We start from the raw sequence: 12,098 nt of genomic DNA on the forward strand, positions 1-12,098 counted from the left end.
GCCGTATCGTCGAAAGCAGGAACCGGCCAGACGACCCGACAGGAACCATCATGAGCAACATCGACAATGCCGTCAGTAACACGAACGAGGCGGCTCGCCACGGCGGCGGCACATCGCCGACCGCCCCGGGCCGGAACCGGCGACGCCGCTGGGACGCGACCGATCTCGCCCTGATCGCCGTCTTTGCAGCGATCGTTGCGGGTTCCGCCCTCATTGCGGCGATACCGGTAGGCGGTCTTGGTGTGCCGATCACCCTGCAGACACTCGCCGTCATGCTCACCGGACTCGCGCTCGGCCCGGGCCGCGCCTTCGCCGCCGTGGGTCTTTACCTCGTACTGGGCTTCGCCGGGCTGCCCATCTTCAGCGGCGGCCGCAGCGGGCTGGGGGTCCTGGCAGGACCGTCGGCCGGCTACATCTTTGGCTTCCTGCTGGCGGCCACGGCGGTCGGCGCACTCACCGCCGTCGTCCTCCGCCGGACGGCTGCGCACGCCACGAAGACCCGGGCTGTCCTGCTTTTCGTTGCGGCGACGCTCAGCAGCATCGTCTTCGTCCATGGCCTGGGCATCCTCGGCATGATGCTCAATGCCAAGCTCAGTCTCTCGGCGGCCTTCCTCGCCGACCTGGCCTTTTACCCGGGCGATGTCATCAAGAACATCCTCGCCGTCACGGTTGCCTTGGCGCTGCACAAGGCGTTCCCTGACCTGCTGATCCGCCGGGTCCGCGGCACAGGTGGAAGCGTAAACGAAAATGCAGCCGGACCCGCCGACGGTCACGCGTGAGTATTGTCTTCGACCGGGCGGCAGTCAGGGTTGCGGTCGACGGCCGCGCGGAGCCCAAGACCCTGCTTCACCCGCTGTCGTTGACATTGGCGGAACGCCGCATCGGCGTCATTGGGGCGAACGGCTCGGGCAAATCCACCCTGCTCCGGATGATCAACGGCCTCGTCGCCCCGAGTGACGGCACGGTGGCCGTGTTCGGTTCAGACACGGTCCGGGACGTGCGCGCCGTACGCCGCCGCGTCGGCTTCGTCTTTACCGACCCGCTCTCGCAACTGGTCATGCCGACCGGACGTGAGGACGTGGAACTGTCCCTGCGCCGCTCGGTGCGGAACGCCGGCGAACGGCGCGCCCTGGCCGAGGCCTGCCTGGCGCGGCTCGGGATGTTGCGGCTGGCGGACCAGAGCATCTACGAACTTTCCGGGGGCGAGCGGCAGCTCGTCGCCCTTGCCGCGGTACTGGCCGTGGATCCGGAGGTCCTGGTCCTGGACGAGCCGTCCACCCTGCTGGACCTGCGGAACCGCGAACTGCTGCGCCGCACACTGTCCGGACTGGATCAGCAGATCATCCTCTCGACCCATGACCTCGAGCTCGCCCTCGATCTGGACCGCGTGATGGTGGTGGACGGCGGCAAGATAGTGTTCGACGGCGGGGCGGCCGACGCCGTCGCACACTACCGCAGGCTGTGCGCGGCAGATGCAGCTCCCGTTCCGCCCGCCACCGGGGAGACGACGCGGCCATGAGGGGCCACGGCTTCCTGCTGGCCAACTACGTGCCGGGCGGTTCCCCGGTGCACCGTGCCCCGCTGTGGCTGAAGTTCCTGTTGGTGCTGGCGTGCGGGATGGGATCTTTCCTGGTGGCCGACTGGGCCGCTGCAGCTGCCGCCCTCGCTGTGCTGAGCGGGGTGTTCCTGCTCAGTGGAGCGGGTCTCCGCAGGCTGTTCCAGGCCGTGCGGCCCCTCCTGCCCGTACTGGCCATGATCGGGGTGTTCCAGTGGTGGCAGCTCGGCGGCCCCGTTGCGGCTCGCATCGTCCTGAATATCCTCGTCTGCGTGGTCGCGGCGTCGATTTTGACCGCCACCACCCCGGTTCAGGCCCTCTTGGACGGTGTGGCGTCCCTGGCCCGGCCATTCAGGCGGCTTGGTGCCGATCCCGAGCGGTTCGCGCTGACGATTGCCGTGATGCTGCGCAGCATCCCGTTCATTGCGGGCGCCTATGCCGATGTCCGGGATTCCGCGCGGGCACGCGGCCTGGACCGGAACCCGCGTGCCCTGGTGCTGCCGGTGTTCATTACGACGGTGGCCTTCGCCCGGCAGACCGGCGACGCCCTGGCGGCCCGCGGCCTGGGCGACGCGGGCGATCGCGACCGGGACGACTGACGACTGGGTTTGCCACGGACATGCCCATTCCTGCGCACGCGGAGTGGGCATATCAGCACTATGTCCAACGCTGGAGCCAGCGAGTGGGCATGTCCAACGCCGGGGGCTAGCCGAAGGAGCGGTACTCGAACAACGCCGCCGTCCCCATCCCTCCGGCGATGCTGATCATGGCCAGGGCCAGCTTGCCGTCCACTGGATCCCGGCGAGACTGGGCCAGCAGCCTGGTCACCAGCACCGCACCGGAAGCGCCGTAGGCGTGTCCCAGGGCGAGGGCTCCGCCGTCGAGGTTTGCCCGCTGCGGGTCGATGCCCAGCTGATCGAGGCACGCCAGGGTCTGTGAGGCGAACGCCTCGTTGAATTCGACCAGCCCGAGATCCCCGGGACCGACGCCGTCGTTGGCAAGCAGTCGCTTGGCTGCGGCGGCCGCCCCCACGCCCAGCAGCGCCGGCTGCACGCCGGCAGTCTCCGCCCCGAGCACCAGCAGGCCGTCGCGGGCTTCAAGCTCGCGCGCCCGCGCCAGTGAGGTGATCACGACGGCGGCCGCACCGTCCGCGTCGACGCAGGAGTTGCCCGCGGTCACAGTCCCGCCGGGAACGAACGCGGCCGGAAACCGCGCGAGCAGCGCTGGGGCCAGGGAACGGCGCGGGCCGTCGTCGGATACCACCTCACCTCCATCCGGCGCCAACGAAACGGTCTCACCCGCGAAGGCGCCGGCCGCGGCGGCATCGAGTGCGCGACGGTGGCTGCGCAGGGCGAAGTCGTCCTGGCGCAGCCGCGGGATGCCGTGGCGGACGGCGACGTTCTCGGCCGCGACTCCCATATCCGGGTCGCCGAGGCTGTCCGGTGCGAATTGGGCCCGGCTGAAGAACTGCGGTTCGCCGTCCGCGCCGCGCCTGGCCCGGAGCGGCGCGGTGCTGATGCTCTCCACCCCGCCGGCCAGGTACACGCCTCCCCCGCCGAAACCGTTCCCGAAGCCATTCCCGAAACCGCCGCCTGACGCGACAAGCCGCGATGCCAGCACAATCGCATCCAGGCCCGAGCCGCATTGCCGATCCACCGTCAGGCCGGGGACGCCCACGTCCAGCCCTGCTTCGAGGGCCGCCAGCCGGGCGACGTTTCCGCCACCGCCCACCGCGTTCCCCACCACGACGTCCGCGACCTGGTCCGGTCCAACACCCGAGTCGGCCAGCAGGCGACGCAGGACCGGCGCCAGCAGCTCGTGCGCCTGGAGGTTCTTCAGGGCTCCGTGGGCGCGGCAGATGGGTGTGCGCAGCGCCGCGATGATGACGGGTTGCCGGTCCTCCGGCAGGTGTCCGGCGCGGCCCGGGCTGATAGGAGAAGCCGGGGCAGGCAGCGACTGCTCAGCCAAGGCGACGGATTCGTGGATCGTTGAGGGCAATCCATTCAAGCAGCAGCGGACGGCTGGGCTTGCCGCGGTCGGTGAGCGGCAGCTCCGCCAGCAGGTAATAGTCCAACGGTCTCTTGCTCCGGGCCAGGACGCCCTCGACGCCGGCCTTGAGCTGGGTGCCTGTCATTCCGCCATGGGAGGGCAGCACTGCGGCCACGACCCGTTGGCCGCGAAGGTCGTCCGGCTGCCCCGCGGCGATGGCGGCGGCGACTCCTGGCACGGAGGCCAGGGCGAGTTCCACCTCGTGCGGGTACACGTTGGTGCCGGACGTGACGATCATGTCCGAACGGCGGCCCAGTAAATGCAGGGTTCCCTCGGACAGGTAACCCCGGTCGCCCACGGTGTACCAGCCGTCAAAGCACTGCAGCGCCGCGCCGTCGTCGCCCCACAAGTACCCGTCGCTGACCATGCCGCTGCGGACACAGACATTGCCGTCGACCCCTTCCGGAACCGGGGCGCCGGCGTCGTCGAGGATCTTGAGCTCGACGCCGGGAAACGGCTCGCCGACGCCGGTGCCACCCTCGGTTCCGGCAGCGGCTGGGGCAACGCCTGGCCGCAGTCCGGCGCCGGCGACGAAACTTAGCTCAGCGGCGCCGTAGTACTCGAAGATTGTCGCGTTCGGCGCCCAGCGGCGAGCCGCCTCCAAGGTCCTCGCGTCGAGCTTGGAGCCGGCGCAGATAATGCTCCGCAGGCCCGAGGCGTCCACCCCTCCGGCCAGGCCGCGCTCACTGAGCAGCCGCAACATGGTGGGAACCAGGATCAGCCGGGTGATCCCGTCGTGGCTGACCGCGGTGTGCGCGTCGCCGACGTCGAACTGCTCAAGGGTGTGGAATTCGGAGCCGGCATAAAGGCATTCGGCGAGTGCATAGAGGTTGAGGCTGGCGGCCAGGGGGCCGGGGGCGAGGGTTTTGTCGCCGGGCTGCAAGGCGAAGAACTCGACCGACGAGTCAAAGGAGCGCTGCCAGGAGCGGCGCGAGCGGCTGAATGCCTTAGGCACCGCCGTGGTCCCGGAGGTGAGTCCGATCAGGAACGGTGACTCCGGAGGCCCGTCGGCGAGCTCGTTGCCCAGATCCGTGCCGCCGGCAGGGACTGCTTCCGCAATCCGGACGGTCAAGTCGTCCAGCAGCTGTTGCGGCCAGGTGGGGTCCAGCACGGCGCAGCGCCGGCCGCCCGCCACGGCTGCTGAGAAGGCGGCCGCAAAATCCGTGGAATTGCGCTCGGCCAGTACCGAGACGGCCGGCGTCACCGGGACGAGGACGGCTGCCGCGTTCCGCAGTTCGGACCAGCTCAGGCGTTTTCCGGCCACGACGACGGCGGTGTCGTCGGGGCGCTCATCGGCCCAACGCTGGAGTCTGTCGAGAAAAGGCATCAACCCAACTTTACCGGGCAGCGGGCTGCGGTGGCCGGGAGGGGATAATGTGACAGCATGAGTTTCAATGACAACGTGCAGCTGGACCCGTCGCAGGTCCAGAGCCGCGGCGGCATGGGCCGTGGCACCAAAATAGGCGGCGGGATCGGCGGCGGCATTGTGCTGCTGCTGGCCGCGCTGTTCGGCATCAACCCGCAGTTGCTGGAGGGTCTCGCTGGCAGCACCCAGGACCAGCAGTCGCAGAGCCAGTCCACCGCGCCGGCGTGCAAGACCGGCGCCGACGCCGACGCCCGTCTGGAGTGCCGCATCGTGGGCACGGTCAACAGCTTGAACGCGTTCTGGCCGGCCTACCTGGCCAAGTACGGCGAGAAGTACCCGCAACCGCAGACGGTCCTTTTCCGCAATGCCACCAGCACCGGCTGCGGCAATGCCACCTCGGAAGTCGGCCCCTTCTACTGCCCTGCTGACCAGACGGCGTACTTCGATCCGGGCTTCTTCCAGGAGCTTGTGGACCGCTTCGGCTCCTCGGGCGGCCCGTTGGCGCAGGAATACGTGGTGGCCCATGAGTTCGGGCACCATATCCAGAACGTCCTCGGCACCATCGACCGCGCCCAGCAGGATCCCCAGGGTCCGCAGTCCGGCGCCGTGCGGGTGGAACTCCAGGCCGACTGCTACGCCGGCCTCTGGGCCCGCTACGCGACCACCACCAAGGACCCGAAGAGCAGCCAGCCGTTCCTGGAACCGCTCAAGACCCAGGACCTGCAGGACGCACTGTCCGCCGCCGCGTCCGTGGGCGACGACCGGATCCAGAAGGCCGCCACCGGCCGGGTCTCTCCCGAGTCCTGGACCCACGGCTCCAGCGCGCAGCGGCAGAAGTGGTTCTACCAGGGCTACAAGACCGGCGACATCAACCAGTGCGACACCTTCAAGGTCGCAACCCCGTAGCGACTAAACAATCGACTGCTCCGTAACGGCCCTTATGAGCCCTCAAAAGGGCCGTTTCGGAGCACTCGGTGGCATCAGAAGAGGAACCCACCCCGCCGGATGACCGCATGGCTGCCCTGGCCGGCGACTTGCAAGCCATCAGGCTCTAAGCGGTCAGCCTATTTGCCGAGGAAGGCGCGGTAGCTGCTCAGGGTCCCGGGGCCGGAATAGCCCAGATCGGACGGAGAGACGGCCGACGCCCCGTTCGCGGAGATCACCTGGATGGCCAGGTTGACGTCGGGGTCCCCATTAGCTGCGTCCACGACGGCTGGCAGCGCATCCCGGAGGACGCCCACCAGGACCTCCCGGTCCGAGCTGTCGGAATGCAGGAAGACATCCCCGCTGCGGCCCATGCCGCCCGAAGACTTGTAGCTGGCATCCACGGAGGCCACGTGGGCTACCGGTTCGGCTGCCGCTTTGTACTTCGCGGAGTAGTCCGAGTCCGCAGTCCCCGCCCCGGCGCCGCAGCCGGCCACGCCCAGAATCAGCAGACCCGAGGCCAGCGCGGTGGCGACCGTCTTCATGGCGCTGCTGAAATTGATTCCGGCAACAGTGCGTCGGCTCCGGAATTTCACGGATTCCGAGAAAAACGACCGGATGGCGTACTGCCGCCGCCGGAGGTGGCGCCGAGGCCCCTTCGTCCCTGGTGCAGGCGTGAACGGTCCTGCCGCCACGGGGAAGGCCGAAGGAAAGCGGCGGTGGGGATGCTCATGCTGCGAGCCTATCTGTTAGCCAGCCCAGCTGCCGTCCAATGCCACCGGCCGGTCTCGCCTTCAAGCTCGCTACCCCGTAGCCCGGTAACCCATCGACTGCTCCATAACCGCCCTTATGAGCCCTCAAAAGGGCGGTTATGGAGCAACCGATAAAACGACGACGGCGGACCCACCTCATGGAGGTGGGCCCGCCGTCGTTTTGGTGCGGTGGGAATCTAGATGTTGAAGCCCAGGGCGCGCATCTGGTCGCGGCCGTCTTCGGTGATCCGCTCCGGACCCCAAGGCGGCATCCAGACCCAGTTCAGCCGCCAGTCGTCGACAATGCCGTCCAGGGCCTTGCCCACCTGCTCCTCGATCACGTCGGTCAGCGGGCAGGCAGCCGTGGTGAGGGTCATGTCGATCAGCAGGGCGCCGTCGTCGTCCGAGTACTTCAGGCCGTACAGCAGGCCCAGGTCAACAATGTTCACGCCCAGTTCCGGGTCGATCACATCCTTGAGTGCCTCTTCGACATCCTCGAGGCCCGTGCGGGCCGTATTGATTTCGGTCATGGCGTAGTCCTAACTAGGCCTGTGCTGCGGCTTCGGCGGCAGCGATGGTGGCGGCTCCGGCGCCCTGGACGTAACGGTCGTAGCCTTCTTCTTCGAGGCGGTCCGCCAGCTCCGGGCCGCCCTCTTCGACAACCTTGCCGTCAACGAACACGTGCACGAACTCCGGCTTGATGTAGCGCAGGATCCGGGTGTAGTGGGTGATCAGCAGGGTGCCCATGTTGCCTTCCGCGTGGGCGCGGTTGACGCCCTCGGAGACAACCTTCAGCGCGTCGACGTCGAGGCCGGAGTCGGTCTCGTCGAGGATGGCGAACTTGGGCTTGAAGAGCTCCAGCTGGAGGATCTCCACGCGCTTCTTCTCGCCGCCGGAGAAGCCCTCGTTGACGTTGCGCTGGGTGAAGTCCGCGTCGATGCGCAGCTGGGCCATGGCGGCCTTGACGTCCTTGGTCCAGGTGCGCAGCTTCGGGGCTTCGCCGTCGATCGCGGTCTTGGCGGTGCGCAGGAAGTTGGTCATGCTGACGCCGGGGACCTCGACCGGGTACTGCATGGCCAGGAAGAGGCCGGCGCGGGCGCGCTCGTCGACGCTCATCGCCAGGACGTCTTCGCCGTCGAGCGTAATGGTGCCGCTCGTGACGTTGTAGCGCGGGTGTCCGGCGATGGTGGAAGCCAGGGTGGACTTGCCCGAGCCGTTGGGGCCCATGATGGCGTGGGTCTGGCCGGTCTTGATGGTCAGGCTGACGCCCTTCAGGATTTCCTTGGTGCCCTGCTCGGTGTCAATGCTGACGTGCAGGTCCTTGATCTCAAGAGTAGACATGTGTCTTGTTCTCCTCTGCACCCGCCTCGACGGCGGTGCGTTTTCTCGTCGATAAGTTTTTGTTAGTGCTGGCTGCCGGCCGGGGCGAGCCTGGCTCGCCCCGGCCTTTAGCCGAAGTTCGGGGCCTCGGCGCCGTTCAGGATGGTGCTGACGTCCACGTAGACGTCGTCATCCTGGATGGTGACGGCGAAGACCGGGACTGGATCATAGGCGGGCAGCTGCAGCGGCTGGCCGCTGCGCAGGTCGAACTGGGAGCCGTGGCCCCAGCATTCGATCTTGCAGTCTTCCACTTCGCCTTCGGAGAGCGAGATGTCCGCGTGCGAGCAGGTGTCGCCGATGGCGTGGATCTCCCCCATCGAGTCCTTCACGACCGCTACCGGGTAGTCGTCGATCAGGATGCGCAGTGCCTGCTTGACCTGGATCTCGCTGGCGTTGCAGACCAGCTCGCCCTTTGGCTGTTCCGTCATGATGGCAGTCCGTATCCCCTAGTGCTGCGCACTAGTTATCCGTTGCGGCGAGCTCGCGCTCGACGGCGGCGGTGAGGCGTTCCTCGATGGCGGGAACCTTGATCTGCTGGATGATCTCGTTCAGGAAGCCGCGGACCACCAGTCGGCGGGCCACCTTTTCCGGAATACCGCGGGCCATCAGGTAGAACAGGTGCTCATCGTCGAAACGGCCGGTGGCGCTGGCGTGGCCTGCGCCGGCGATCAGGCCGGTTTCAATCTCGAGGTTCGGCACGGAGTCCGCGCGGGCGCCGTCGGTGAGGACCAGGTTGCGGTTGGCCTCGTAGGTGTCGGTGCCTTCTGCTTCCTTGCGGATCAGGACGTCACCCACCCAGACGGTGTGCGCGTTGCGGCCCTGCAGGGCGCCCTTGTAGAGCACGTTGGACTTGCAGTTCGCGACGGCGTGGTCAACGAAGAGGCGCTGCTCAAGGTGCTGGCCGGCGTCGGCGAAGTACAGTCCGAACAGCTCCGCTTCGGCGCCTGGGGCGGTGAAGCGGGCCGACGGCGTGACGCGGACCAGGTCCCCGCCGAGGCTGACGACGATGTGCTTGAACTTGGCGTCGCGGCCGAGCTTTGCCTGCTGCGAGGAGGCGTGCACGGCGTCGTCGTTCCATTCCTGGAGCGAGATGACGGTCAGCTGCGCGCCGTCCTCAACCAGGATTTCGATGTTTTCCGAAACGACGGCGGTGCCCTGGTGGTCCAGGACGACGACGGCCTTGGAGAACTTCTCTGCGACGATCACGACGTGCTGCGCGGACGCCCGGGTGCCCTGGCCGGTCAGGACCACGCTGACTTCGCCTTCGGCCTGGACCTCGGCGGGCACCGTGATGACGGTGGCCTCGGTGAAGTTCTCCCAGGCGTTGGCGGAGACCCGGTCCTCCGGGATGGCAGCCGAGCCGATGCGGGCATCGTCGCGGCCGACGGTCTCGACGCGGACGCTGTCCGGGCCAGTGACGGCCACGGCCGGTGCCGTGCCGTTGAGGACGTCGGTGTGCAGGCCGCGGAGGCGCTTGAGCGGGGTGAACCGCCAGTCTTCCTCCATGCCGGTGAGCGGCTTGAAATCCGCCAGCTTGTAGGAGGTGAGCCGGCCGGCGCGTGAGCTGTCCGGAACGCCGACGCCGCCGCCGTGCGAGTGGCGCTTGACGGCCTCGCCGCCCAGGGGCGACTTGGACTCCGCGGCGTTCAGCGGTGAGAGGCTTTCGCCTTCCTCGGTGAAACCGTTGATGAACGGCTGGGCTGAGGGCGCGCCGATGCGTGCCTTTTCGGTAGTGATGTCAGTCATTAACCGACCGATCCTTCCATCTGCAGTTCAATCAGGCGGTTCAGCTCGAGGGCGTATTCCATCGGCAGTTCGCGGGCAATCGGTTCGATGAAGCCGCGGACGATCATCGCCATGGCCTCGTCTTCGCGCATGCCGCGGGACATCAGGTAGAAGAGCTGCTCTTCGCTGACGCGCGAGACCGTGGCCTCGTGGCCCATGGTGACGTCGTCCTCGCGGATGTCGATGTACGGGTAGGTGTCCGAGCGGCTGATGGTATCCACCAGCAGCGCGTCGCAACGGACCGTGTTGGCCGAGTGCTTGGCGCCTTCGCGGACCTGTACCAGGCCGCGGTAGGCGGCCCGGCCGCCGCCGCGTGCCACGGACTTGGAGATGATCGAGCTCTTGGTGTTCGGCGCGATGTGGACCATCTTGGACCCGGTGTCCTGGTGCTGGCCTTCACCGGCGAACGCGATTGAGAGGGTCTCGCCCTTCGCGCCTTCGCCTACGAGGTAGACGGCCGGGTACTTCATGGTGACCTTGGAACCGATGTTGCCGTCGATCCACTCCATCGTGGCGCCCTCTTCGCAGATGGCGCGCTTGGTGACCAGGTTGTACACGTTGTTGGACCAGTTCTGGATGGTCGTGTAGCGGACGCGGGCGCCCTTCTTCACGACGATCTCCACGACGGCGGAGTGCAGCGAGTCCGAGGTGTAGATCGGCGCCGTGCAGCCCTCGATGTAGTGAACGTAGGAATCCTCGTCCGCGATGATCAGGGTGCGCTCGAACTGGCCCATGTTTTCCGTGTTGATGCGGAAGTAGGCCTGCAGCGGGATGTCCACGTGCACGCCCTTGGGCACGTACACGAAGGAACCGCCGGACCAGACGGCCGTGTTCAGCGAGGCGAACTTGTTGTCGCCCACCGGGATGATGGTGCCGAAGTACTCCTGGAAGATCTCCGGGTGTTCGCGCAGGGCGGTGTCCGTGTCCAGGAAGATGACGCCCTGGGCTTCCAGGTCCTCGCGGATCTGGTGGTAGACAACCTCGGACTCGTACTGCGCGGCGACGCCGGAAACCAGGCGGCTGCGCTCGGCTTCCGGGATGCCCAGCTTCTCGTAGGTGTTCCGGATGTCCTCAGGCAGGTCCTCCCAGCTGGCGGCCTGCTTCTCCGTGGAGCGCACGAAGTACTTGATGTTGTCGAAGTCGATGCCCGACAGGTCCGCACCCCAGGTGGGCATGGGCTTGCGGTCGAAGTACTTCAGACCCTTGAGGCGCAGGTCCAGCATCCACTCGGGTTCGTTCTTCTTGGCCGAGATGTCACGGACAACGTCCTCATCGATACCACGGCGGGCGTTGGCGCCGACGTCGGTCTTGTCGGCCCAGCCGTACTCGTAGGTGCCGATTCCGTGGAGCTCGGGATTCTTTTCCAGAATCTCCGAGATCACAGTGGATTCAGCAACCTTCTTCTCTGATAGTTGGTCCGTCATCACGGCCTTTCTTGCAGATGGTTGGATACTTCGTCCGGGTTGCCCGGGCCCGCGGGGCTGGGAGCCCCGACGGCGGCCGGACGGCCCGTAGGTATGTGGGTGGTGCAGACATGCCCGCCGCGTGCCAGCGTGGAGAGCCGGCGCACGTCGACGCCGACCAGCCGGGAGAACAGTTCAGTCTCCACATCGCAGAACACGGGGAACTGTGCGGCGAGCTGCTGGATGGGGCAGTGTCCCTGGCAGAGCTGAACACTGGAAAGGGCGGCCGGCAGCGGTGCCTTGGCCTCGATCGACTGCGCCGAGGCGACAAATCCGTCGCGGCTCAGGGCCTCAGACAACGCCTGGGCGCGGGCCGTGATGTCGGCACCCGCGCGCTCGATTTCCGGCGCGTAGCGGCGTTCCATCTCGGCGAAACGCTCGACGGCGAACTCCCGTACCGCGTCGTCGCCGGCCATTTCGCCGAGCCGGCGCAGCGCGGAACTGGCGATGTCGAGGTAGTCATTGCCCAGTGTCGACTGGCCCTGCGAGCTGAGCACGTAGCGTCGAGCGGGACGTCCGGCGCCGGCGCCCGCACGGGAGGCGCGCTTGACCTCGATCACGCCGTGGCGGGAGAGGTGGTCCAGGTGGCGGCGGACCGCTGCCGGAGTGAAACCCAGCAGCTCGCCAAGCTCCGCGGCGCTGATCGGGCCGTGTTCCAGCACTGCCGCCAGGACACGGTCCCGGGTGCGTTCCTCCGCGTCGGCGGCGGTTGCCGCCGGCACTGCTGCGCGGACTGACGAGCCCTCGGAAGGCCCGGCTGACTCCGCGCGCGTGGCAGGCACGGCAGAAGTAGTTGGACTCATGGAATACACAACACAATCATG

The 12,098-nt window shown here is 67.4% G+C and carries 13 protein-coding genes; 4 read left to right on the forward strand and 9 right to left on the reverse strand.

Annotation, left to right across the window (positions count from 1 at the left end):
• The first annotated feature begins 50 nt into the window (after window positions 1-50).
• Genes AC1DK9_RS07065 through AC1DK9_RS07075 form a run of 3 tightly spaced genes read left to right on the forward strand, consistent with a single transcriptional unit; the run spans window position 51 to window position 2,154 of the window.
• Window positions 51-779 carry a biotin transporter BioY gene (locus AC1DK9_RS07065; protein ID WP_476915442.1) on the forward strand — a complete coding sequence of 243 codons (729 nt, stop codon included), beginning with the start codon at window positions 51-53 and terminating at the stop codon, window positions 777-779.
• Window positions 776-1,519, forward strand: a complete 744-nt coding sequence (locus tag AC1DK9_RS07070; RefSeq protein WP_476915443.1) for an energy-coupling factor ABC transporter ATP-binding protein — start codon at window positions 776-778, stop codon at window positions 1,517-1,519. The genes AC1DK9_RS07065 and AC1DK9_RS07070 overlap by 4 nt, the downstream gene beginning before the upstream one ends.
• Window positions 1,516-2,154: an energy-coupling factor transporter transmembrane component T family protein gene (locus AC1DK9_RS07075; protein WP_476915444.1), complete on the forward strand. Its 639-nt coding sequence runs from the start codon at window positions 1,516-1,518 to the stop codon at window positions 2,152-2,154. The genes AC1DK9_RS07070 and AC1DK9_RS07075 overlap by 4 nt, the downstream gene beginning before the upstream one ends.
• A gap of 106 nt (window positions 2,155-2,260) precedes the next feature.
• Here the strand turns inward: AC1DK9_RS07075 and AC1DK9_RS07080 are convergent, their stop codons facing one another.
• A complete protein-coding gene (locus tag AC1DK9_RS07080) occupies window positions 2,261-3,487 on the reverse strand; it encodes a thiolase family protein (RefSeq protein ID WP_476915628.1) in 1,227 nt (408 codons plus the stop codon).
• A gap of 28 nt (window positions 3,488-3,515) precedes the next feature.
• Window positions 3,516-4,931, reverse strand: a complete 1,416-nt coding sequence (locus tag AC1DK9_RS07085; protein WP_476915445.1) for a class I adenylate-forming enzyme family protein — start codon at window positions 4,929-4,931, stop codon at window positions 3,516-3,518.
• 57 nt (window positions 4,932-4,988) lie between these two features.
• On the opposite strand from AC1DK9_RS07085, the gene ypfJ reads away from it, so the two are divergent.
• Entirely contained in the window at window positions 4,989-5,876 is an 888-nt protein-coding gene (ypfJ, locus tag AC1DK9_RS07090) for a KPN_02809 family neutral zinc metallopeptidase (protein ID WP_476915446.1), read from the forward strand.
• A 158-nt stretch (window positions 5,877-6,034) separates the two neighbouring features.
• On the opposite strand, the gene AC1DK9_RS07095 is transcribed toward ypfJ, so the two are convergent.
• The 7 genes from AC1DK9_RS07095 to AC1DK9_RS07125 form a co-directional block, all read right to left on the reverse strand.
• Entirely contained in the window at window positions 6,035-6,439 is a 405-nt protein-coding gene (locus AC1DK9_RS07095) for a hypothetical protein (RefSeq protein WP_476860730.1), read from the reverse strand.
• Between the two features lie 404 nt (window positions 6,440-6,843).
• Window positions 6,844-7,176, reverse strand: a complete 333-nt coding sequence (locus AC1DK9_RS07100) for a metal-sulfur cluster assembly factor (protein ID WP_146337626.1) — start codon at window positions 7,174-7,176, stop codon at window positions 6,844-6,846.
• A gap of 13 nt (window positions 7,177-7,189) precedes the next feature.
• A complete protein-coding gene (sufC, locus tag AC1DK9_RS07105; RefSeq protein WP_476860731.1) occupies window positions 7,190-7,987 on the reverse strand; it encodes a Fe-S cluster assembly ATPase SufC in 798 nt (265 codons plus the stop codon).
• 107 nt (window positions 7,988-8,094) lie between these two features.
• Window positions 8,095-8,454 (reverse strand): non-heme iron oxygenase ferredoxin subunit, encoded by a 360-nt coding sequence (locus AC1DK9_RS07110; protein ID WP_476915447.1) that lies wholly within the window; start codon window positions 8,452-8,454, stop codon window positions 8,095-8,097.
• 31 nt (window positions 8,455-8,485) lie between these two features.
• Window positions 8,486-9,772: a Fe-S cluster assembly protein SufD gene (gene sufD / locus AC1DK9_RS07115; protein ID WP_476915448.1), complete on the reverse strand. Its 1,287-nt coding sequence runs from the start codon at window positions 9,770-9,772 to the stop codon at window positions 8,486-8,488.
• Window positions 9,772-11,235, reverse strand: coding sequence for a Fe-S cluster assembly protein SufB (gene sufB, locus AC1DK9_RS07120; protein WP_476860734.1), 1,464 nt, complete (start codon window positions 11,233-11,235; stop codon window positions 9,772-9,774). Before sufB ends, sufD begins: the two co-directional genes overlap by 1 nt.
• Complete coding sequence (locus AC1DK9_RS07125) at window positions 11,235-12,056, reverse strand: helix-turn-helix transcriptional regulator (RefSeq protein ID WP_476860735.1); 822 nt, start codon at window positions 12,054-12,056, stop codon at window positions 11,235-11,237. The genes sufB and AC1DK9_RS07125 overlap by 1 nt, the downstream gene beginning before the upstream one ends.
• Window positions 12,057-12,098: the final 42 nt, after the last annotated feature.

It is taken from the genome of Arthrobacter sp. 01T414, assembly GCF_056398965.1.